The 19,951-nt window shown below is 73.5% G+C and carries 21 protein-coding genes; 10 read left to right on the top strand and 11 right to left on the bottom strand.

Annotation, left to right across the window (positions count from 1 at the left end):
* Nucleotides 1-88 precede the first annotated feature (88 nt).
* Together ASD18_RS12790 and ASD18_RS12795 are read right to left on the bottom strand one after the other, a co-directional pair.
* Nucleotides 89-2,782, bottom strand: a complete 2,694-nt coding sequence (locus ASD18_RS12790) for a molybdopterin cofactor-binding domain-containing protein (RefSeq protein ID WP_056092405.1) — start codon at nt 2,780-2,782, stop codon at nt 89-91.
* The gene (locus ASD18_RS12795) at nt 2,779-3,579 is read right to left on the bottom strand and encodes a xanthine dehydrogenase family protein subunit M (protein ID WP_056092408.1); all 801 of its coding nucleotides are present in this window, start codon (nt 3,577-3,579) and stop codon (nt 2,779-2,781) included. The genes ASD18_RS12790 and ASD18_RS12795 overlap by 4 nt, the downstream gene beginning before the upstream one ends.
* A gap of 61 nt (nt 3,580-3,640) precedes the next feature.
* Here ASD18_RS12795 and ASD18_RS12800 point away from each other — a divergent pair, with 61 nt between their 5' ends.
* Complete coding sequence (locus ASD18_RS12800) at nt 3,641-4,033, top strand: VOC family protein (protein ID WP_082574018.1); 393 nt, start codon at nt 3,641-3,643, stop codon at nt 4,031-4,033.
* Between the two features lie 4 nt (nt 4,034-4,037).
* Here the strand turns inward: ASD18_RS12800 and ASD18_RS12805 are convergent, their stop codons facing one another.
* The 3 genes from ASD18_RS12805 to ASD18_RS12815 form a co-directional block, all read right to left on the bottom strand.
* Nucleotides 4,038-4,868, bottom strand: a complete 831-nt coding sequence (locus ASD18_RS12805; protein ID WP_056093572.1) for a class II glutamine amidotransferase — start codon at nt 4,866-4,868, stop codon at nt 4,038-4,040.
* A gap of 66 nt (nt 4,869-4,934) precedes the next feature.
* Nucleotides 4,935-5,588 carry a hypothetical protein gene (locus ASD18_RS12810; protein ID WP_056092413.1) on the bottom strand — a complete coding sequence of 218 codons (654 nt, stop codon included), beginning with the start codon at nt 5,586-5,588 and terminating at the stop codon, nt 4,935-4,937.
* Nucleotides 5,589-5,591: 3 nt separating this feature from the next.
* Nucleotides 5,592-6,083 carry a MarR family winged helix-turn-helix transcriptional regulator gene (locus ASD18_RS12815; protein WP_056092417.1) on the bottom strand — a complete coding sequence of 164 codons (492 nt, stop codon included), beginning with the start codon at nt 6,081-6,083 and terminating at the stop codon, nt 5,592-5,594.
* Nucleotides 6,084-6,164: 81 nt separating this feature from the next.
* On the opposite strand from ASD18_RS12815, the gene ASD18_RS12820 reads away from it, so the two are divergent.
* Nucleotides 6,165-6,776: an NADPH-dependent F420 reductase gene (locus ASD18_RS12820; protein ID WP_056092420.1), complete on the top strand. Its 612-nt coding sequence runs from the start codon at nt 6,165-6,167 to the stop codon at nt 6,774-6,776.
* Nucleotides 6,773-7,624, top strand: coding sequence for a VOC family protein (locus ASD18_RS12825; RefSeq protein WP_056092421.1), 852 nt, complete (start codon nt 6,773-6,775; stop codon nt 7,622-7,624). The genes ASD18_RS12820 and ASD18_RS12825 overlap by 4 nt, the downstream gene beginning before the upstream one ends.
* Nucleotides 7,625-7,627: 3 nt before the next feature.
* Here the strand turns inward: ASD18_RS12825 and ASD18_RS12830 are convergent, their stop codons facing one another.
* Nucleotides 7,628-10,336: an AAA family ATPase gene (locus tag ASD18_RS12830; protein WP_056092424.1), complete on the bottom strand. Its 2,709-nt coding sequence runs from the start codon at nt 10,334-10,336 to the stop codon at nt 7,628-7,630.
* A gap of 110 nt (nt 10,337-10,446) precedes the next feature.
* On the opposite strand from ASD18_RS12830, the gene ASD18_RS12835 reads away from it, so the two are divergent.
* Both ASD18_RS12835 and ASD18_RS12840 read left to right on the top strand, forming a co-directional pair.
* The gene (locus ASD18_RS12835) at nt 10,447-11,532 is read left to right on the top strand and encodes a class I SAM-dependent methyltransferase (protein WP_056092427.1); all 1,086 of its coding nucleotides are present in this window, start codon (nt 10,447-10,449) and stop codon (nt 11,530-11,532) included.
* A 32-nt stretch (nt 11,533-11,564) separates the two neighbouring features.
* A complete protein-coding gene (locus tag ASD18_RS12840; RefSeq protein WP_056092430.1) occupies nt 11,565-13,700 on the top strand; it encodes an alpha/beta hydrolase in 2,136 nt (711 codons plus the stop codon).
* Here ASD18_RS12840 and ASD18_RS12845 read toward each other — a convergent pair.
* The gene (locus ASD18_RS12845; protein ID WP_056092433.1) at nt 13,697-13,987 is read right to left on the bottom strand and encodes a DUF1905 domain-containing protein; all 291 of its coding nucleotides are present in this window, start codon (nt 13,985-13,987) and stop codon (nt 13,697-13,699) included. The two genes, ASD18_RS12840 and ASD18_RS12845, sit on opposite strands and share 4 nt — an antisense overlap.
* A gap of 47 nt (nt 13,988-14,034) precedes the next feature.
* Here ASD18_RS12845 and ASD18_RS12850 point away from each other — a divergent pair, with 47 nt between their 5' ends.
* Nucleotides 14,035-14,547: a DUF664 domain-containing protein gene (locus tag ASD18_RS12850; RefSeq protein WP_200938614.1), complete on the top strand. Its 513-nt coding sequence runs from the start codon at nt 14,035-14,037 to the stop codon at nt 14,545-14,547.
* Nucleotides 14,548-14,557: 10 nt separating this feature from the next.
* Nucleotides 14,558-15,694, top strand: coding sequence for a 23S rRNA (uracil(747)-C(5))-methyltransferase RlmC (gene rlmC, locus ASD18_RS12855; RefSeq protein WP_056092436.1), 1,137 nt, complete (start codon nt 14,558-14,560; stop codon nt 15,692-15,694).
* Here rlmC and ASD18_RS12860 read toward each other — a convergent pair.
* Nucleotides 15,660-16,232 (bottom strand): isochorismatase family protein, encoded by a 573-nt coding sequence (locus ASD18_RS12860; protein WP_056092439.1) that lies wholly within the window; start codon nt 16,230-16,232, stop codon nt 15,660-15,662. The two genes, rlmC and ASD18_RS12860, sit on opposite strands and share 35 nt — an antisense overlap.
* Nucleotides 16,229-16,678: a MarR family winged helix-turn-helix transcriptional regulator gene (locus ASD18_RS12865; RefSeq protein ID WP_056092441.1), complete on the bottom strand. Its 450-nt coding sequence runs from the start codon at nt 16,676-16,678 to the stop codon at nt 16,229-16,231. Before ASD18_RS12865 ends, ASD18_RS12860 begins: the two co-directional genes overlap by 4 nt.
* 69 nt (nt 16,679-16,747) lie before the next feature.
* On the opposite strand from ASD18_RS12865, the gene ASD18_RS12870 reads away from it, so the two are divergent.
* Entirely contained in the window at nt 16,748-17,875 is a 1,128-nt protein-coding gene (locus ASD18_RS12870) for an NAD(P)/FAD-dependent oxidoreductase (RefSeq protein ID WP_056092444.1), read from the top strand.
* A gap of 4 nt (nt 17,876-17,879) precedes the next feature.
* Here the strand turns inward: ASD18_RS12870 and ASD18_RS12875 are convergent, their stop codons facing one another.
* Nucleotides 17,880-18,491: a dihydrofolate reductase family protein gene (locus ASD18_RS12875; protein ID WP_056092447.1), complete on the bottom strand. Its 612-nt coding sequence runs from the start codon at nt 18,489-18,491 to the stop codon at nt 17,880-17,882.
* A gap of 90 nt (nt 18,492-18,581) precedes the next feature.
* Between ASD18_RS12875 and ASD18_RS12880 the strand changes: the two genes are divergently transcribed.
* Nucleotides 18,582-18,923, top strand: a complete 342-nt coding sequence (locus ASD18_RS12880; protein ID WP_056092451.1) for a helix-turn-helix transcriptional regulator — start codon at nt 18,582-18,584, stop codon at nt 18,921-18,923.
* Nucleotides 18,916-19,359: an SRPBCC domain-containing protein gene (locus ASD18_RS12885; RefSeq protein ID WP_056092453.1), complete on the top strand. Its 444-nt coding sequence runs from the start codon at nt 18,916-18,918 to the stop codon at nt 19,357-19,359. Before ASD18_RS12880 ends, ASD18_RS12885 begins: the two co-directional genes overlap by 8 nt.
* On the opposite strand, the gene ASD18_RS12890 is transcribed toward ASD18_RS12885, so the two are convergent.
* Complete coding sequence (locus ASD18_RS12890; protein ID WP_056092456.1) at nt 19,308-19,919, bottom strand: DUF998 domain-containing protein; 612 nt, start codon at nt 19,917-19,919, stop codon at nt 19,308-19,310. The two genes, ASD18_RS12885 and ASD18_RS12890, sit on opposite strands and share 52 nt — an antisense overlap.
* Between the last annotated feature and the right edge of the window lie 32 nt (nt 19,920-19,951).

Here is a 19,951-nt window from a genome sequence, read left to right on the forward strand (position 1 = left end):
ACACCGGGGTGCGGGGACGCGCGATCGTGCGGACGTCCGAGGACGTGGTTCCCGGAGCGCGCACGTGTTCGGACGCGCGGGCCGGGGGTCAGTCGTGGATCAGGCGCCAGAGGCGGTCGGCGCTCATGGGGAGCTCGTGCGGGCGGATACCCAGGGCGTCGTGGACGGCGTTGGCCAGCGCGGGGGCGACCGGGTTGTACGGTGCCTCGCTCATGGACTTGGCGCCCAGGGGTCCGAGGTCGTCGCTGGTCTGCGCGAAGAGGACCTCGGTGCGGGGCAGGTCGACCATCTGCGGCACGTGGTAGCTGCGGAACGAGGCGGTGGTCACGCGGCCCTCGTCGTCGAGCCGCATCTCCTCGTACAGGGCGGTGCCGATCGCCTGGCCGGTGCCGCCCTCGACCTGCCCGCGCAGCTGCTCGGGGTGCAGGACGGTGCCGGCGTCGACCGCCTGCACCGACCGCAGGATGGTCACCTCGCCCGTCTCGGGGTCGACCGCCACGCGGAACCCGTGCACGTTGAACGCCACGGACCGGGGCGTGCCGTCGTGGCTGCCCTGGCCGGTGAGCCCGGGCACGGCCCGCGCGATCTCGGTCAGCGACACGCCGCTCGCCGAGTCGGGGGTGAGGTCCTTCGAGTCCCAGGTGCGGGGCTCGTCGCTGGGGTGGTCGCGCAGCGCGGCGGCCGCGGACAGGATCTTGGCGCGCAGCTGGAGCGCCGCGCGGTGCAGGGCGAGCCCGGCGACGACGACGCCCGCGGACCCGAAGGCGCCGGTGTCGTACCCGGCCACGTCGGTGTCGGACTGCGCGATCACGATGCGGTCGACGGTGGTGCCGAGCGCCTGCGCGACCAGCTGGCCGTGCACCGTCGTGGTGCCGTTGCCGAACTCGGTGGTGCCGATGCTCGCCCGGTACCGGCCGTCGTCGAGCAGCTGCACCGTCGCCTCGGCGTAGTGCCCGCGCGGGGCGATGGTCGCGATCATGGCGACGGCCATCCCCGAACCGACGAGCGTGCCGGGCGGCGCGGGCAGGTCCGCCGAACGGTCGGCGAGCGCCGACTGCACCAGGTCGAGGCACTGGTCCATGCCGTACGAGTGCATGTCCAGGTCGCCCTTCTCCTCGGCGTCGACCACGAGCAGGCGGTCTCCGGGGACGACGACGTTGCGGCGTCGCAGCTCGAACGGGTCGATCCCGACCGACTGTGCGAGGTCGTCCATGGCCGACTCGATCGCGAAGATGATCTGCCCCAGCCCGTACCCGCGGAACGCGCCCGACGGCACGGTGTGGGTGTAGACGGACTCGGCGTCGACGCGCTTGTTCGCGCACCTGTACACGGCCATCGACTCGGAGACGCCGTGGAACATCACGCCCGGCCCGTGGTTGCCGTAGGCGCCGGTGTTGTTGAGCACGTCGATGCGCATGGCGGTCAGCACGCCGTCGGCGTCGGCCCCGAGCTCCACCTCGACGCGGACGGGGTGCCGGGTCGGCACGATGGTGAACTCGTCCTTGCGGCTCATCTCGTACTGCACCGCGCGCCCGGTGCGCAGGACCGCGAGCGTGACGACGTCCTCCGTGAGCAGCTCCTGCTTGCCGCCGAACCCGCCGCCGACGCGCCCCGTGAGCACCCGGACGCGCGCGGGGTCGAGGTCGAAGATGTGCGCGATCTCGTCGCGGACCAGGTAGGGCACCTGCGTGCTGGTGCGCAGGACGAGCCGGCCCTCCTCGTCGAGCCAGCCGCGGGTCGCGTGCGTCTCCATGGCCGTGTGCGACACCCGGCTGGTGCGGTACGTGCCGCTCACGCGGTGGGCCGACGACGCCAGCGCGGCGGTGACCGAGCCCATCTCGGCGTGCAGCTGCGCGACGACGTTGCGTCCGGGCTCGGAGATCCGCGACTCGGGGCCCTTGTCGCCGTGCACCAGGGGAGCCCCCGGCGACCGGGCCGACTCGACGTCGACCACCGCGGGGAGCACGTCGTACTCGACCTCGATCAGGGCGAGCGCGCGCGACGCCTCCCGCAGGGACTCGGCCACCACGACGGCGACCCGTTGGCCGTGGAACCGGAGCACGGGGTCGAGCACCCGGGTGTCGTCGGGGTCGTCGAGGCGCGACTCGTGCCGGGCGGTCGAGAAGAGCGTCGCGGGGGAGTCCTCGTGCGTGAGCACCGCGACGACTCCGGGCGCGCGCAGGGCCGCGGAGGTGTCGATGGACACGATCCGGGCGTGCGCGTGCGGGCTGCCCAGCACGGCGAGGTGCGCCAGGTCGGTGGCCGGGACGTCGAGGGTGAACGGCTCGCGGCCGGTGACGATCCGCTGCGCCGCGGGGGAGCGCACCGAGCGGCCGGCGTCCCGACCGGCGACGGGGTCCACCGTGTTGCAGCGCCGGGCCACGGCGTCGCAGATCGAGCGGTAGCCGGTGCAGCGGCACAGGTTGCCCTTGAGCAGCCGCGCGGTCTCGTCGTCGTCCGTCCGCAGGTCCAGGCCGGCGACCGTCGTGACCAGCCCGGCCGTGCAGAACCCGCACTGGAACGCGGCGGCGTCGACGAACGCCTGGCCGACCTCCGGGTCGAGGCCGGACACCGTGGTCACGGCGCGGCCGGAGGCCCGGTACGCGGGGACCAGGCAGGAGTGGGTGGGCCGGCCGTCGAGCAGCACCGTGCACGCGCCGCAGTCGCCCGAGTCGCAGCCCTTCTTCACCTCGACGTGCCCGTGCTCGCGCAGCAGGGTGCGCAGGACCTGGCCGGGGGCGGGTTCCGCCTCGACGGGTGCGCCGTTCACCTCGAACCTCATGCGAGCTCCTCCCGGACCTGCTCGGCCAGCCGCAGGGTCATGGCCCGACGCCAGTCCGGGGCGCCGTGCGGATCGTCGTACCAGTCGTCGACCTGCTCGATCGCGGCCCGGAGCTCGTCGGACCCCGGGAGCTGCGAGAACGCCAGTCGCTGCGGTCGCGTGACCCCGGCGGTGAGCGTGACCACGAGGCCGCCGTCGGCTGGGCGGCGGCCGATGACGATCGCCCCGGAGCGCCCGTGCCGGGTCAGCGCGACGCGGCGGAACGCGGCCGGCTGCGCGAGGGCCTCCGTGGGGATCGAGACCGCGCGGAGCACCTCGCCGGGACCGAGCGTGGTGGTCCGCACCCCGGTCACGAACGACGCGACGGGCTCCCGACGCTCCCCGCCGTCCGGCGTCCACACCACCGCGGTCGCGTCGAGCGCCACCGTCAGTGAGGTCATCGCTCCCGCAGGGAGCGCCACGCAGAGGTTGCCGCCGACCGTGGCCCAGTCCCAGATCTTCTCCGACGCCACCAGCGACCGGGCGCACTGCGCGACCAGGTGCTGCGAGGTCCACCCCGGCACCGGGGGCAGGTCCACGAGGGTCCGGATGGTGCAGGTGGCAGCGAGCAGGAGCCCGGAGGACGAGACCTCGACCGCCGGCCAGCCCAGCGTCGTGAGGTCCACCAGCTCCTCGAGGTGCGGCTGCTCCTCGGAGAACAGCCACGTGCCGCCGGCCAGGGGCGCGCTGCGGGGGCCGAGCGCGAGCTCGGTCCGGTCGTGCGCCGCTCGGATGCGGTCCAGCGAGGTCAGGTCCATGGTCCGGTGAGTGAACCGTATCCACGTGTCGGGCATGTGACGAAACCCCTAGCGTCGGTACATGACGACCCGACACCTGCGCCAACCGACCGTGGACTGCGCCGACCCCCGGGAGCTCGCGGAGTTCTACCGACGCCTCCTGCGCTGGGAGTGGGCGCCCGGCCACGAGGAGCCGGACCCCGAGGGCGACGAGTACCTCCTGATCGTCGACCCCGAGCGCCCGGTCCGGATCGGGTTCCAGCGCTCGGACGCCGTGGTGCCGCCGTGGCGGGCGGGCGCGATCGTGCACCTGGACCTGGAGGTCACCGACCTCGTCGTCGGGCACGAGGAGGCAGTGCGCCTCGGTGCGCGGCCGCTCACCGGCACGCCCGAGGAGGAGGGCCACCCGGAGGACCCGTTCCGCGTCTACGCGGACCCGTCCGGGCACCCGTTCTGCCTCTGCCTGGACCGCTGACGTCCTACGTGGCGGGCCGGAACGGCTGCAGCTCCTCCTGCCCGCCCTCGATGGTGAGGCAGCTGCTCTCCGGCACCTCGTGCCACGCGCCCTTGAGGTCTCCCAGCGGCTCGGAGACCACGATGCGGGTCGAGTCGGCGAGGTCGTGCAGCACGGGGTTCTCCGGGTACTGCTGCCGGAGGACCGCGACGTCGGTGTTCCGGAACAGCGACCGGCTCTGCCCCTCGGTGGAGTACCGGAACGCCCAGAGCCGCGTGCCGTCGCTGGTGGCGACGGTCATCTGCACCGGGAACGCGATGCCGTGCGTCCGGCCGACCTCCTCCACCAGCCCGACGGCGCGGGCGACGGCGGTGGGCGGGTCCTTCTCGAGGCCGAACGTCAGGGCGAGGTAGAAGAGGACCTCGGAGTCGGTCGACCCCTCGATGAGCGGGAACAGCTCGGGGTCGATGGCCAGCACGAGGTCGCGCTTCATGGCGGAGAACCCGGCCAGCAGCCCGTTGTGCATCCAGAGCCACCGGCCGTGCCGGAACGGGTGGCAGTTCGTCTGCTGCACGGCGGTCCCGCTGGTCGCGCGGATGTGCGCGAGCACCACCCCGGCACGGACGTGCTCCGCCAGCTCGCGCAGGTTCCGGTCGCTCCACGCCGGCTCGATGCTGCGGAACACCCCTGGCGTGGGCGCGTGCTCGTCGTACCACCCGACGCCGAACCCGTCGCCGTTGGTGGCCTCCGCGCCGAGCCGGCTGTGCAGGCTCTGCACCACGAGCGAGTTGGTCGGCTTGTAGATCAGGTCGTCCAGGAGCACGGGCGACCCGGTGTAGGCGAGCCAGCGACACATCTCGGCCTCCTTGCCCGTGCGGCTGTCCACCATCGTCCGCCGGGCGCCACCGACGGTCAACGTGCGTCACCAGGGCGGGGTCGGGAGCGCTTCGTCGTGTGTGCCGCCCGGCCCGCACCCGCCCACGTAGCGGTCGGGCATCCGCGGGTACACCTCGATCCAGTACCGGCGGGCCAGGGCCTGAGCCTCCTGCGGGGACGCCCCGAGCGCGACGGCCATCGCGGCGTCGCGCTGCACGGCGGCGCACTCGGCGTGGGCCTCGTCGGTGATCCCGACCATGTGCATGGTCTCGTGGGTGAGCACGTGCACGGCGACGACCTGGTCCAGCGAGGGGCTCGCCTTGGTCGAGCCCAGCCACGCCCGCAGGTTCCCGCAGACGCCGAACTTGATGAGCGTCGACCGCTCGGGCACGCCGTCCGCTCCCCAGGCGACGAAGCCGAGCTCGGGGCCGACGTCGACGAAGGCCTGGCCGACGCTCTGGCAGTGGACCTGCACCGGCCCGCCTGCGATCTCGCCCGCGGCGTCCTCGAGCCGGTGCTCGACCCAGGCCTCCACCATCAGCGGGACGGCGCAGCAGAGCGCCAGCCCGAGGGACAGACCCACGCTGATCTTCGGGAACGGCGCGACCCGGCCGAGGGCGTCGACGCGCCGGCCGATCCACCGCACGACGATGCCGGCCGCGAGGGTGAGGAAGCCGATCAAGGAGAGGGCGAGGAGCACTCCTCAGTCATCGGTCGACGAGGCCCCGACCATGACGTGCGACGGGTCGAGGACCTCGAGGATGCGACCCATCACGCGGTCGAGGTCGGCGACGTCGGTCGCGGTGAGAGGGTCGATCACGGTCGCCAGGACGGTGCCGACGTGCCCGGGCGCGGCGGCCTCGACCATGGTCCAGCCGGCGGGCGTGAGGATCGCGTTCGTCGCCCGGCGGTCCTCGGCGCACGCCTCGCGGCGCACCAGCCCACGCTTCTCCAGCCGGGTGACCACGTGCGAGAGGCGTGCGAGGGTGGCGTTGGTCTGCGCGGCGAGCGACGTCATCCGCAGCGTGCGGTCCGGTGCCTCGGAGAGCATCGCGAGCGTGAAGTACTCGAAGTGGCTCAGGCCGGAGTCGCGCTGCAGCTGGGACTCCAGCGTGCCCGGCAGCAGCTCGACCACGGCGATGAGCTTCTTCCAGGCGCACAGCTGCTCCGGGGTGAGCCAGCGCGGTTCCGTCATGCGAGACATGCTAGCAAACACTTGACGCGACAACTATTAGAGGTACAGTAGTTGTAGCAACAACCAATCGAGGAGGACACCATGAGCACGGTCACCATCATCGGAGCAGGCAACATGGGCTCGGCCATCGCGTGGCGCGTCGTCGCCGGCGGCAACGACGCGCAGGTGCTGACGCGGGAGCCGGTCAAGGTCGCGATCCCCGGCGCGAAGCACGGCACCGTCGGTGACCCGATCACGGGCGACATCGTGGTGCTGGCGCTGCCGTACGGTGCCGTGCCCGAGGTTCTCGGCCAGTACGAGGGGCAGCTGGACGGCAAGGTGCTCGTGGACCTGACCAACCCCCTCGACTTCGCCACGTTCGACTCCCTGGTCGTGCCGGTGGGCAGCTCCGCCGCCGAGGTCATCGCGCAGTCGGTGCCCGGCGCGTCGGTGCTCAAGGCGTTCAACACCACGTTCGCGGCGACGCTCAGCACGGGTGAGGTGGGCTCCGAGCGGACTTCCGTCCTCATCGCGGGCGACGACACGGACGCCAAGGCGGCCCTCGCTGCGGTCGTCGAGGCGGGCGGCCTGCGCGCCGTCGACGCCGGCTCCCTCAAGCGCGCCCACGAGCTCGAGGCCCTCGGGTTCCTGCAGCTGACCCTCGCCGCGGCGGAGAAGACGTCGTGGACCGGCGGGTTCGGGCTGACGGCATGACCGAGATCCTCGACGCCCGCACCGACGTCGGCGCCGTCACCCTCAAGGTGGGCGACCTCGACGGGATGACGGACTACTACTCGCGCGGCATCGGCCTGTCGGTCCTGGAGGCCGAGGGCGACCGCGTCACGCTCGGCAGGCTGGGTGTCCCGGCCGTCGTGCTCGAGCACACGCCGCTGCTCAAGCACGCCCCCTCGACGGCCGCGGGGCTGTTCCACACCGCGATCCTGTTCGACGAGCAGAGCGCCCTCGCGTCCTCAGTGTACTCGGTCGCCCAGCACTTCCCGTCCTCGTTCACGGGCAGCTCGGACCACCTGGTGTCCAAGGCGCTCTACTTCGACGACCCCGAGGGCAACGGCGTGGAGCTCTACTGGGACCGGCCGCGCGAGCAGTGGGGCTGGGAGAACGGCCGCGTCGCGATGGCCACGAACTACCTGGACCCGAACGGGTTCCTGCGGGAGAACCTCACCGACCCCGACGCGCTCGACGGCGCCGCCGCAGTGGGGCACGTGCACCTCAAGGTCGGCGACATCGCGACGGCCCAGCAGTTCTACGTGGACACCGTCGGCTTCGAGGTGACCGCGGAGTACGGCACCCAGGCACTGTTCGTGTCGGCCGGCGGGTACCACCACCACCTGGCGATGAACACGTGGCAGAGCCGCGGCGCGCAGGGCCGGTGGCCGGCGCTCGGACTCGGCGAGGTCACCATCGAGCTGCCCACCGACGAGGAGCGCGGCGCGCTGGGCGCCCGGCTGACCAGCCGCGGGGTCGCCACGCGCGACGACGGCCGGGTCCTGGCGTTCGAGGACCCCTGGAACAACGAGATCCGCGTGGTGGTCGCGGGCTGAGCCTCAGCCCGGGATCGCCCCGGCCAGCTCCGCGCGGGACCTGATCCCGAGCTTCAGGTACACGTTGCGCAGGTGGTACTCGATCGTCTTCGGGGACAGGAACAGCGCCGCGGCGGCCTCCCGGGTGGTGCGTCCGCCCGCCAGCATGCTGGCCACCTGCAGCTCCTGCGGCGTCAGGTGGTCGAGGCCAGTGGCGCTGCGCCGCTGAGCGGTCTCGCCGGTCGCGCGCAGCTCGGAGGCCGCCTGGTCGGCCCACGGGACCGCACCGAGCCGCTCGAAGGTCGCCAGCGCGGAGCGCAGGTGCGGCCGGGAGTCCACGCGACGCTTCATCCGGCGCAGCCGGGACCCGTACGCCAGCTCGGTGCGGGCGGCCTCGAAGGCGTCGGGCGTGTGCTGGTGGTAGGCGAGGGCGACGGAGAAGCACACGTCCACGTCGGTGTCCGGGCACGTCAGACCGGCCGCGCGGGCGGCGCGGGCCAGCGACCACGGTTGCCCCTTGACCTCTGCGCGCTCGGTCAGCGACGCCGCCAGGGCGCCCGCCTCGTCGGCCATCCCCAGGCGCACCATCGCCTCCACCATGTCCGCCGCGGGGGAGAGGTCCACGTCCACGAGCCCGAGGTCCGCCAGCACGGACTCGAGCTCGCGGAACCGGTCGAGCGCCGCGTCTGTCCGTCCGAGGCCCAGCTCGCGCTCGGCCAGCGCGGTCATCGCCCAGGTCCGGAAGAAGCCGAGGTGGTGCGCACCGGCGATCGCCAGGGCCTCCTCGGCGTGCGCCAGGCAGGCGTCCTCGTCGCCCCTCCGAGCCTCCAGCCAGGACAGCCCGGCGAGGCACGCGGTGAGGTCGGTGGCCTGGCCGGCCTCGCGGGCCAGCTGGATCCCCTCCGTGTACCCCGCGACGGCGTCGTCCCACCGGTCCGTGGTCGCCTGGTCGCGCGCGACGTAGAACAGCAGGATCGGCAGCCCGCCGATGTCGCTGCGGCGCCGGGAGTGGGCGACGACCGTGGGGATGACGTCCCGGCCCACCGCGCTCTCGCGCAGGTAGAGCGGCAGGACGACGAGCCACGGTGCCAGCTGCGGGTCGTCGAGGTACTGGTCGACGTCCGCCATCGCCGCGCGCAGCAGGTCCGGGCCGCCGTGCCCGGAGAGGATGTCGGCCACGGCGGTCGCCATGGACCCGACCCATCGTGCCCGTGCGGTCCGCGGCTCGAGCTCGGCGATGAGCGCGGCCGCCGAGCCGGCCGTGGCGACGTCGCCGGCGAACTGGCAGGCCTGGATGGCGTCGGAGAGCAGGGTGACGGCGGTGTCGGGGTCCTCGTCGGCGGCCCGCGTGCCGGCGGCGACGAACACGTCCCGGGCCCGCTCGACCGACCCGGTCCGCGCGGCGACGGACCCGTCGAGGGCGGCGGCGCGGGTGCGCAGCGCCGGGGACTGGGGGAGCTCGGACGCGCGGTCGAGCAGCTCGATGGCGGAGTCCGGCAGTCCCGCACGCCACGCGCTCTCCGCCGCGGACACGAGTCTGCGGGCACGGTCGGACGGGTCGGGGCTCACGCGCGCGGCACGCTCGAACCCCGCCGCGGCGACGGCCCACGCGCCTCGCTCCCGGGCGCGGGCGGCGGCCTCGTCGAGCACGGCGGCGACCGACGCGTCCGGGGTAGCCGTGGCCTCGCCGAGGTGCCAGGCGCGCCGGTCCACGTCGTCGGAGGGCACGGCCTGCGCCAGCGCGGCATGCACCGCGCGCCGGGCGGCGGGTGCGGCCTCGGCGTAGACGCCGGAGCGGACCAGGTCGTGCCGGAACGTGACGCGGTGGGCGTCGACGGTGAGCAGCTGCTCGCGGGCCGCCTCGTCCAGGTCGCCGACGGAGACGCCGAGCAGCGCGCACGCACCGGTGATCGCCGCGAGGTCCCCGCCGGCCGCGGCGGCCACGAGCAGCGCGGTGCGAGCGCTCTCCGAGAGCGCGTCGGCGCGGCGGGCGAACGTCCGGGCGAGCGACGCCGGCACCGGGACGGGCGCGTCGGGCGGCAGCGCGTCGAACCCGTCGTCCGTGAGCTCCAGCAGGGCCAGCGGGTTGCCCCCGGTCGCGGACAGCAGCCGCGCCCGCGCCCCGTCCGGCAGGCGTCGGCCCAGGGACCCGGCCAGCTCCGCGGCGTCGGCGTCGGCGAGCCCGCCGAGCGTGAGCGTGGGCAGCCCCGCCGAGCTGACGACCGACGGGGTCTCGTCGCGCACCGCGAGCAGGACGACGACGGGGTCGGCGGTGAGTCGTCGGGCGGCGAAGCACAGGGCCTGGGCCGACGGGGGGTCGAGGAGGTGCGCGTCGTCGACGATCACCGCGACCGGGCCGTCGTCGGCCACGCGGCTGAGCAGGCTCAGCACGGCCGCGCCGACAGCGAACCGCTCGCCGCCGGACCCGGGCACCAGGGCGAGCGCCGAGCCGAGCGCCTCCGCCTGCGGTGCGGGGATCGCGTCGAGGTGACCCAGCACCGGGCGCAGCAGCTGGAGCAGGCCCCCGAACGGCACCTCGCGCTCGGCGTCGATGCCGGCCGCCCGGAGCACCCGCATGCCCGCCTCGGTCACGGCCGCGGCGGCGTCCTCGAGCAGGGCGCTCTTGCCGATCCCGGCCTCTCCCGAGAGCACCAGCGTGCCGCTCTCACCCACGCGCGCGGAGGCCACCAGCTTCCCGATGACCTGACGCTCCTGCTCCCGGCCGACCAGCACCCACCGAGTCTAGGGAGCACACCAGGGGGGTCCCCTGATGCGACGTCCGCCGCGCCACGGCCAGGGTCAAGAGCGACAGATCCGACATCCTCCTGAGGAGACGCACCACCATGACCCAGACCCTGCCGTTCACCGAGCGGACCATCGACCCCGACAAGCTCATGTCCTTCGTGTTCCGCGCCGTCGACGAGGTCGGCGCCACCCTGAACACCGCGCTGGTGGTGATGGGCGACAAGCTGGGCTACTACACCGCGATGGCGGACGGCACGCCGGTCACGCCCGGAGAGCTGGCCGCGCAGACCGGGACCAGCGAGCACTACGCCCGCGAGTGGCTGAACAACCAGGCCGCCGGCGGCTACGTCGAGTACGACGCCGAGGCCCGCCGCTACACGCTGCCCGCCGAGCACGCCGTGGCGCTCGCGGACCCGACGAGCCCGGCCTACCTGGCCGGCTTCTTCCAGCTGGCTCTGGGCACCGTGCACGACTCCGACGACATCTTCCAGGCGGCCCGCGACGGAGACGGGCTCGGCTGGCACGAGCACCACACCGACGTGCACCACGGCTGTGAGCGCTTCTTCCGCACCATGTACAACGGGCACCTGCTCACCGAGTGGATCCCCGCGCTCGAGGGCGTCACCGCCAAGCTGGAGGCCGGCGCCAAGGTCGCGGACGTGGGCTGCGGGCACGGCGCGTCCACGATCCTGCTGGCCAAGGCGTTCCCGAACTCCACGTTCGTCGGCTCGGACTACCACGCGGCCTCGATCGACATCGCCCGCGAGCGCGCCAGGGCCGCCGGGGTGGACGACCGCGTGACGTTCGAGGTGGCCCCCGCGACGGCGTTCAGCGGCTCCGGGTACGACCTGATCGCGATGTTCGACTGCCTGCACGACATGGGCGACCCGGTGGGCGCGGCCCGGCACGTGCGCAACGCGATCGCCGCGGACGGCACGTGGATGGTCGTGGAGCCGATGGCGGGCGACCGCGTCGAGGACAACCTCAACACCGTCGGACGCGCGTACTACGGCTTCTCCACGCTGCTGTGCACGCCGGCGTCGCTGAGCCAGGACGTCGGGCTGGCGCTGGGCACGCAGGCCGGACCGGCCAAGATCCGCGACGTCTCCACGGCGGCCGGGTTCACGGCGTTCCGCACCGCCGCGAACACGCCGTTCAACAACGTGTTCGAGGTACGCCCGTGACTCGGGATCCCCTCCAGGCGGACACTGCTCGGGTGAGTGCTCACCCGAGCAGGTCCGCGGACCCCGACGTCACGGGCGTCACGGTCCGCGACGGCGTCGAGCTGGCGTACGAGGTCTTCCACCAGGACCACCCGCTGACCGTCGTCCTGGTCCCGACGTGGTCGATCGTGCCCTCGCGGTTCTGGAAGGCGCAGATCGGCTTCCTGGCGCGGCACTACCGGGTGATCACGTTCGACGGGCGGGGGAGCGGCCGGTCGGGCCGACCGGAGGGCGCCGCCGAGTACACGGACCGGCAGTACGCGGACGACATCCTCGCGGTGCTGGACGCCACGGGGACCGCCAGCGCGGTGCTGGTCACCGAGTCCTGCGGGGCGTCGTGGGCGGTGCACGTGGCCGCGGGCGACCCGGACCGGGTGCTCGGGATCATGGCGATCGCCCCCTCGTGCGGTCTGGACGTGGCCACCCCGGGTCGCGACCACGTGCCGTGGGACGAGCCGCTGGACACGTCGCAGGGCTGGGCGAAGTACAACAAGCACTACTGGACCGGCGGCGGCTACGACGACTTCACCGAGTTCTTCTTCCACAAGATGTTCTCCGAGCCGCACTCGACCAAACAGATCGAGGACTGCATCGGCTGGGCCCACGAGATCTCGCCGGAGACCCTGGCGGACACCACCGCGGGTCGGCTCGGGTGCGAGGGCGCGGTGTGCGCGCCCGTCGCGCCGCTGGCCCGCCAGGTGACGTGCCCGGTGGTCGTCGTGCACGGCACCGACGACCGCATCCGGCCGCTCGCGTTCGGCGAGCGGCTGGCCGAGCTCACCCGCGGCGAGCTGGTCGTGCTGGAGCACGCCGGGCACGGACCGTCGGCGCGCGACCCGGTGAAGATCAACCACCTGATCGCGCAGTTCGTCGACCGGTTCGCGGCCCCTGCCCCACGGACGACCTGGGTGCGCGCGGCTCGGCGCCCGCCGAAGGCCCTGTACCTCTCGTCGCCGATCGGGCTCGGGCACGCGCAGCGGGACGTCGCGGTCGCCGCGGAGCTCCGTGCGCGCAGGCCGGAGCTGCAGATCGACTGGCTGGCGCAGAACCCGGTCACCAAGGTGCTCGCGCAGCACGGCGAGACGCTGCACCCCGCGTCGGCGTGGCTGCGCAACGAGTCCGGCCACATCGAGCGCGAGGCCGGGGAGCACGACCTGCACGCGTTCCAGGCCATCCGCCGGATGGACGAGATCCTCGTGCACAACTTCATGGTGTTCGACGAGGTGGTGGCCGAGGGTGGCTACGACCTGGTGATCGGCGACGAGGCGTGGGACGTCGACTACTTCCTGCACGAGAACCCGGAGCTCAAGCGGTTCTCGTTCGCGTGGATGACGGACTTCGTCGGCTGGCTGCCGATGCCGGACGGCGGCCCGCGCGAGGCGGCGCTGACCGCCGACTACAACGCGGAGATGATCGAGCAGCGTGCCCGGTTCGCCCGCGTGCGGGACCGCTCGGTGTTCGTCGGCGACCCCGACGACATCGTCGAGGACGACTTCGGTCCGGGGCTGCCCAGCATCCGCACCTGGACGCAGGAGAACTTCGACTTCGCCGGCTACGTCACCGGGTTCGACCCGGCGGAGCTGGAGGGCACGGAGCGGCTGCGCAGCGAGCTCGGCGTCGGCCCGGGGGAGAAGCTCTGCCTGGTCACCGTCGGCGGCTCCGGCGTCGGCACGTCGCTCCTGCGACGCGTCATGGACGTCGTGCCGCTGGTCCGCCAGCTCGCGCCCGAGCTGCGGTTCGCTTTCGTCACCGGCCCGCGGATCGACCCGGAGTCGCTGCCGGCGTGGGAGGGGTCGACGGTGCTCGGGTACGTGCCCGACCTGTTCCGGCACCTCGCGGCGTGCGACGTGGCGGTGGTCCAGGGCGGCCTGACGACGACCATGGAGCTCACCGCCCTGAACAAGCCGTTCGTGTACGTCCCGCTGCGCCACCACTTCGAGCAGAACCTGCACGTGCGCAAGCGGCTCGACCGGTACGAGGCCGGCCGGCACCTGGCCTACGAGGACGCGCTGGACCCCGACGCGCTCGCGGAGGCGATCGTCAAGGAGGCCAGCCGCGACGTGCGGTACCGGCCGGTCGCGACGGACGGTGCGGCGCGGGCGGCGGCGATGCTGGCGGACCTGCTCTAGAAGTCCACCAGCGTCAGGCGCACGTGCACGGTGTCGCCGACGTCGAGGTCCTCGGCCCGGCGGACCGCCTTCTTCACGGGCAGCACGTACGTGTCCGTCGACGGGAAGATCGAGGTCCGCCAGGTCGTCGCGCCGACCGTGACGTCGACGCGCACCGACCCGAACCCGCGGGCGCCGTCGCCGACGAGGTCCAGCACGTCGTCGGCGAGCGCGGTCGGCAGGCTCACGAAGGTCCAGGCGTCGGTGCGTCGCGCGCTCCAGAGCCACAGGGGGGCGTCGAACTCCATCGGGCCATCGTCGCGCGTGCCACCCACGCGCGACGTAGCGTCGAGGGATGGGTGTCGCCGCACTGCTGATCGAGTCGTTCGGACGCGTCGAGGGGGTGCTGGACCGCGCGGTCGGCGGGTTGACCGAGGACCAGCTCGCCCTGCGGCCCTACCCGGAGGCGAACTCCATCGCCTGGCTCGCCTGGCACGCCGGGCGCGGGCAGGACGCGCAGGTGGCCGACGTCGCGGGGGTGGAGCAGGTGTGGACCGCCCAGGGGTGGGCGGACCGGTTCGCGCTGCCGTTCGACCCGTCCGCCACCGGGTACGGGCACAGTGCCGACGAGGTGGGCCGCGTCAAGGCATCGGGTGAGCTGCTGCTCGGCTACTACCGCGCGGTCGCCGTCGAGACGGAGACCTACCTGGGGCGGCTCACCGCGGAGGATCTCGACCGCGTCGTCGACGTGCGCTGGGACCCGCCCGTGACGCTCGGCGTGCGGCTGGTCAGCATCGTCGGCGACAGCCTGCAGCACGCCGGTCAGGCCTCCTACGTGCGCGGACTGCTGGAGCCTTTCGAGACGTAGGCTCCGGCGCATGCAGTGCGACTACTTCGATGCGGGGGTCTGTCGCTCGTGCACCTGGATGGGACGCCCGCACGGCGAGCAGGTCGCCGACAAGGAGCGGCACTGCCTGAACCTGCTCGGCGAGCGCGACGACCTCGCGTGGCTGCCGCCGGCGACCGGGGCGGAGTCGGGGTACCGCAACAAGGCGAAGATGGTGGTCGGCGGCACGGTCGAGCAGCCGACGCTGGGCATCCTCGACGCCGGCGGCCACGGCGTCGACCTGCAGGGCTGCGGCCTCTACCCCTCGTCGCTAGCGGCGACCTTCCCGGTGCTCGCCGCGTTCGTCACCCGCGCGAACCTCACGCCGTACGACGTGCCGGCGCGCACGGGTGAGCTGAAGAACCTGTTGGTCACGCAGTCGCCCGACGGTGAGCTCCTGCTCCGCTTCGTGCTCCGGTCGCAGGAACCCGTGGCCCGGATCCGCAAGCACCTGCCGTGGCTCCTCGACGCCCTGCCGCAGCTGCGGGTGGTCTCGGTCAACCTCCTGCCCGACCACAAGGCGGTGCTCGAGGGCGACCGGGAGATCCTGCTCACCGCCACCGAGACCCTGCGGATGCGCGTCAACGGGATCGACCTGCACCTGCGCCCGCAGAGCTTCTTCCAGACGAACACCGAGGTGGCGGCCGCGCTGTACCGGCACGCGACCGCGTGGGTCGAGGAGCTCGCCCCGGCGTCCGTGTGGGACCTGTACTGCGGGGTCGGTGGGTTCGCGCTGCACGTCGCGGCGCCCGGTCGCGAGGTCGTCGGCATCGAGACCAGCACCGAGGCGATCGCCAGCGCCACGCTGAGCGCGGCCGACCTCGGTCTGGCGGGGGTGCGGTTCGCGGCCGGCGACGCGACCGCGTTCGCCCTGGGCGCCGAGGGCGCCCCGGACCTGGTGATCGTCAACCCGCCGAGGCGGGGGATCGGCGAGGACCTGAGCCGCTGGCTGGAGGCGTCGAGCGTGCGGCACGTCGTGTACTCCAGCTGCAACGCCGTCTCGCTCGCCCGGGACCTGGCCGCGATGCCGTCGCTGCGCCCGCGCCGCGCGCAGGTGCTCGACATGTTCCCGCAGACCACGCACTACGAGGTGCTCACCCTGCTCGAACGGCGTCCAGCAGCGCGATGACCTCGTCGGTCGTCCCCGTCTCTGCGATGCGGGGGAAGACGCGCGACACGCTGTTCTCGTGCGCGTCGGCGCTCATGTCGGTCATCGCGTCGACCGCGAGCGCCACGTTCAGCCCGTGCTCGTAGGCGGCGCGGGCGGTCGACTCGACGCCCATGGTCGTCGCGATCCCCACGACGACCACCTCGGTCACCCCGAGGCCCTCCAGCAGCTCTGCGAGACCGGTGCGGTGGAACGCGCTGAGGGTCCGCTTGGTGATCACGTGGTCGCCGGGCTGCGGGGTCAGCTCCGCGACGAGGTCGGCGGCACCCTGGGGCACCGGTCCACCGGCAGCGCGTCGCGGGGACTCGGTCCGGCCGGGTGCGCTGCCGAGCGCCTGGACCAGCACCACCGGCAGGCCGTGGCGGCGGAACGCGTCGGCCAGCCGGGCGGAGCGTGCGACGACGTCCGCGGTGGGGTGGGCCGACGGGAGGGCGACGACGGCGTTCTGCAGGTCGACGACGACCAGGGCGGTGATCGGGTCGAGGGTGGTGAGGGTCACGGGGTGGGCCTTTCGAGGGTGAGCCGGTCCAGCAGGGTCAGGGCGTCGAGCACGGTGGTGCGCTCGGCGGCGGTGAAGCGGTCCTGGAAGGCGCGGGCGAGCCACTCCTCGCGCACCTGACGGACGCCTTCCGCGCGCTCGCGGCCTGCGGGCGTCAGCGACACCAGCTGGCGGCGGCCGTCGTGCGGGTCGGGGGTCCGGTCCACGAGCCCCTGCGCGTCGAGGGCGGTCAGGATCGTCGCCACGGACTGCGGCCGGATGCCCTCGGCGGTCGCCAGGTCGCTCGCCGACGCGGCGCCGGCCTTGTCCAGCCGGCTCAGCACGCTCAGCTGCGACGGCGTCAGCGCGCTGGTGTCGTAGACCTCGCGGAGCCGCCGCACGAGGCGCCCGAGCAGCACGCGCAGGTCGCGGGCAGCGCGTGCCGCGTCCGCGGAGAGGGGATCCATGATTCGACAGTACCAACTGTTCAGTTGAAACTGGCTGTTGGACAGGCGTCCGAGACGGTAGGAAGAGCCATGAGCAACGCGGCCGTCCTCGTCATCGGTGCCGGACCCGGCGGTCTCGCGGTCGCCGCCGCGCTGCGTCGGGAGGGCGTCGCCTCCGTGGTCCTGGAGCGGTCCGACGACGTCGGCGCCTCGTGGCGGCGGCACTACGAGCGGCTGCACCTGCACACCACCCGGCGCTGGTCGAGCCTGCCGGGTCTGCCGATCCCTCGGGAGTTCGGCCGGTGGGTGGCCCGCGCGGACGTGGTGCGCTACCTCGAGCTCTACACCGCGCACCACCGGATCGACGTGCGGACCGGCGTCGACGTCAAGCGCATCTCGCGCGCCGGCTACGGGCGCTGGGTGCTGGAGACGACCACGGGCGACGAGCTCGCCGGGTCGACCGTCGTCGTCGCCACGGGCTACAACCACACCCCGGTGCCGCCGAGCTGGCCGGGCGTGGAGACGTTCGCCGGTGAGCTCGTGCACGCCTCGGCGTACCGGAACCCGGAGCCGTACGGCGACAGGGACGTGCTCGTGGTCGGGGCGGGGAACACCGGGTCGGAGATCGCGGTGGATCTCACGGAGGGCGGGGCCGCACGGGTGCGGCTCGCCATCCGCTCGGCCCCCCACATCGTCCGACGCTCGAACCTCGGGTGGCCGGCGCAGGGCACCGGGATCGTGGTGCGGCACCTGCCCGTCCCCGTCGTGGACCGGGTGGCCGCCGCGGTCGCGCGCGTCGAGGTGCCCGACCTGGCGGAGTTCGGGCTGCCGCGCCCGACCACCGGCCTGTACTCGCGGGTGCGGCAGGGATCGGTGCCGCTGCAGGACGTCGGTCTGATCGCGGCGGTGCAGGGCCGGCGGGTGGAGCCGGTCGCGGCGGTGGACTCGTTCGACGACGGCGTGGTGGTGCTGGCCGACGGGTCGCGGATCACGCCCGAGGTGATCATCGCGGCGACCGGGTACCTCCGCGGGCTCGAGCCGCTGGTCGGCGACCTCGACGTGCTCGACGACCGCGGCCTTCCCCGGGTGCACGGTCCGCGCACGTCGACCTCCGCCCCCGGGCTGTACTTCACGGGGTACACCAACCCGATCAGCGGGATGTTCCGCGAGCTCGGGATCGACGCCCGGCGGATCGCGCGGGCGATCAGCCGCGGGTAGACCGTCAGCGCACCACGCGGAACGTCAGGTGCGTGGCCTCGGCGGTGGCGACGAGCCCGGTGCGCTCGAGCTCGGTGTGCCGGTCGCTCGCGACGTCGAGCAGCCGGGAACCCCCGTGCAGGAGCACGGGCACCACGTTGAGGGTGATCTCGTCGACCACGCCCGCGGCCAGCGCCTGTCGCACCACCTCCGCGCCGCCCATGACGAGGACGTCCCGGTCGCCCGCCGCCGCCACAGCCTGCGCCACCGCGCTCGCGACGCCGTCGGTGACGAACGTGAAGGACGCGCTCGTCATCGGGCGCGGCTCCTGTGCCCGGTGCGTCACCACGAAGGTGGGCACCGGGAACGGGGTGTCAAACCACAGGTCGACGCCGATGTCGTAGGTCCGGCGCCCGATGACGACCGCGCCGGTGCGGGCGTACAGCTCGGCGGACACGGCGGCGTCGTCGCCGCCGGGTGTCGTGCCGTCCGCCGCCACCTCGCGGTCGCCCCCGCCGCCGAAGAGCCAGCGGTGCAGACGCTCGCCGCCGACGCCCATCGGTGCGTCCGTCGAGACGTCCGGGCCGGCGCTGAACCCGTCGAGCGACACGGACGAGCTCACCCGCACGATCCCCATGCCGGACACGGTAGGGGTGGCGGTGCCCCCTTGTCGTCGCTCGGTTCGAGGTTTACATTGAAGATGTTCCTTAATTAAGGAGTTGCTCACATGCCAGCTCGGGACCCGTTGAGCGTCGTGTTCGCGGCGCTCGCCGATCCCACGAGGCGCGCGATCCTCACCCACCTCCAGCACGGCCCGGCGACCGCCGGCGACGTGGCTGCACCGTTCGCCATGAGCCGGTCCGCCGTCTCGCAGCACCTGCGGGTGCTGGAGGACGCCGGGCTGATCGAGCGGACCGTGACCGCGCAGTGGCGTACCTGCGTCCTGCGCACCGAGCCGCTCGACGAGGTCGCGACGTGGGTGGACACGCACCGGCGGCTGTGGGACGAGCGGTTCGACCTGCTGGACGAGCGGCTCCGGACGAGACGAGGAGAGGCAGACGATGCTTGAGACCGACCGCAAGTCCTTCACCATCACCCGGGTCTTCGATGCGCCGCGCGCGGTCATCTGGCGCGCGTGGACCGACCCCGACGAGGCCGCCGCCTGGTGGCACCCGCGCGGGGTCGTGACGCCGCGGGAGTCGGTCGAGCTCGACGTCCGCCCGGGCGGCTCGTACCGCTACACGATGGTCGCGCCCGACGGCAGCACGTACCCGACCGGCGGCGTCTACCGCGAGGTCGTCGAGCCCGAGCGGCTCAGCTTCACGTGGACCGACCCCGGGGACACCGAGGGGGACGCGCCGCTGATCACGGTCACCTTCGACGACCTCGGCGAGCAGACGCGCATGACGTTCCGCCTCGACGGCTACGACGGGCAGCCGGGCGACGATAACGTCTACGACGGGTGGGACCAGGCGTTCGACATCCTGGTCGAACGCCTCGGCTGACGGGTACGTCGCAGGGCGACGACCACCACCAGGGGCCAGACGGCCTGCGCGCCGGCGACGGCCCGCTCGCTGAGCCCGGTCAGGTCACCGGCGCCCTGGAGCTCGACGACGAACCAGCCGAGCAGCCCCACAAGCCCCACCGAGGCGCCGACGGTGACGGCCGGCCGCAGGACGCCGGTCGCGCCGCGGCGCGCTGCCAGCGCGGGCCAGAGCGCGAGCGCGCCGAACCCGATGCCGGCGGCGATGCCGTGGGCCCGCGGCGCGGAGTCGACCGGCAGGAGCGCCACGGCGAGCGTGGCGGCCCCGCCGATCGCGTGCAGCACGCGGGCGCCGCGGGGGACCGGTCGCAGCCCGGCGGCCGTCACGACGTGGGCGACGCCCGTGATCGCCAGGCCGGCCGTCATGATCCACGGGTCCGTCGCGGTCGACGCAGCGAGCGCGCTGATCGTCTCCTGCACCGGGTCGAAGGAGGGCTGCCGTGCGGCGGCGAGCGTCCAGCCGCCGATCATGGCGACGGGCGCGGCGATCGCGGACGCGAGCGCCCAGCGGGGGACGGTCATGGAGGGGCTGCCTTCTGCTCGGGTCTGTCGGA

This window comes from Cellulomonas sp. Root137 (assembly GCF_001426725.1).
Lineage (GTDB): Bacteria > Actinomycetota > Actinomycetes > Actinomycetales > Cellulomonadaceae > Cellulomonas.

What these genes read in the sequence shown, in the direction of transcription:
- ASD18_RS12790 (WP_056092405.1), bottom strand. Translation starts at nt 2,782, where the DNA reads ATGAGGTTCGAGGTGAACGGCGCACCCGTCGAGGCGGAACCCGCCCCC.
- ASD18_RS12795 (WP_056092408.1), bottom strand. Translation starts at nt 3,579, where the DNA reads ATGGACCTGACCTCGCTGGACCGCATCCGAGCGGCGCACGACCGGACC.
- ASD18_RS12800 (WP_082574018.1), top strand. Translation starts at nt 3,641, where the DNA reads ATGACGACCCGACACCTGCGCCAACCGACCGTGGACTGCGCCGACCCC.
- ASD18_RS12805 (WP_056093572.1), bottom strand. Translation starts at nt 4,868, where the DNA reads ATGTGTCGCTGGCTCGCCTACACCGGGTCGCCCGTGCTCCTGGACGAC.
- ASD18_RS12815 (WP_056092417.1), bottom strand. Translation starts at nt 6,083, where the DNA reads ATGACGGAACCGCGCTGGCTCACCCCGGAGCAGCTGTGCGCCTGGAAG.
- ASD18_RS12820 (WP_056092420.1), top strand. Translation starts at nt 6,165, where the DNA reads ATGAGCACGGTCACCATCATCGGAGCAGGCAACATGGGCTCGGCCATC.
- ASD18_RS12825 (WP_056092421.1), top strand. Translation starts at nt 6,773, where the DNA reads ATGACCGAGATCCTCGACGCCCGCACCGACGTCGGCGCCGTCACCCTC.
- ASD18_RS12835 (WP_056092427.1), top strand. Translation starts at nt 10,447, where the DNA reads ATGACCCAGACCCTGCCGTTCACCGAGCGGACCATCGACCCCGACAAG.
- ASD18_RS12845 (WP_056092433.1), bottom strand. Translation starts at nt 13,987, where the DNA reads ATGGAGTTCGACGCCCCCCTGTGGCTCTGGAGCGCGCGACGCACCGAC.
- ASD18_RS12850 (WP_200938614.1), top strand. Translation starts at nt 14,035, where the DNA reads ATGGGTGTCGCCGCACTGCTGATCGAGTCGTTCGGACGCGTCGAGGGG.
- rlmC (WP_056092436.1), top strand. Translation starts at nt 14,558, where the DNA reads ATGCAGTGCGACTACTTCGATGCGGGGGTCTGTCGCTCGTGCACCTGG.
- ASD18_RS12865 (WP_056092441.1), bottom strand. Translation starts at nt 16,678, where the DNA reads ATGGATCCCCTCTCCGCGGACGCGGCACGCGCTGCCCGCGACCTGCGC.
- ASD18_RS12870 (WP_056092444.1), top strand. Translation starts at nt 16,748, where the DNA reads ATGAGCAACGCGGCCGTCCTCGTCATCGGTGCCGGACCCGGCGGTCTC.
- ASD18_RS12875 (WP_056092447.1), bottom strand. Translation starts at nt 18,491, where the DNA reads ATGGGGATCGTGCGGGTGAGCTCGTCCGTGTCGCTCGACGGGTTCAGC.
- ASD18_RS12880 (WP_056092451.1), top strand. Translation starts at nt 18,582, where the DNA reads ATGCCAGCTCGGGACCCGTTGAGCGTCGTGTTCGCGGCGCTCGCCGAT.
- ASD18_RS12885 (WP_056092453.1), top strand. Translation starts at nt 18,916, where the DNA reads ATGCTTGAGACCGACCGCAAGTCCTTCACCATCACCCGGGTCTTCGAT.
- ASD18_RS12890 (WP_056092456.1), bottom strand. Translation starts at nt 19,919, where the DNA reads ATGACCGTCCCCCGCTGGGCGCTCGCGTCCGCGATCGCCGCGCCCGTC.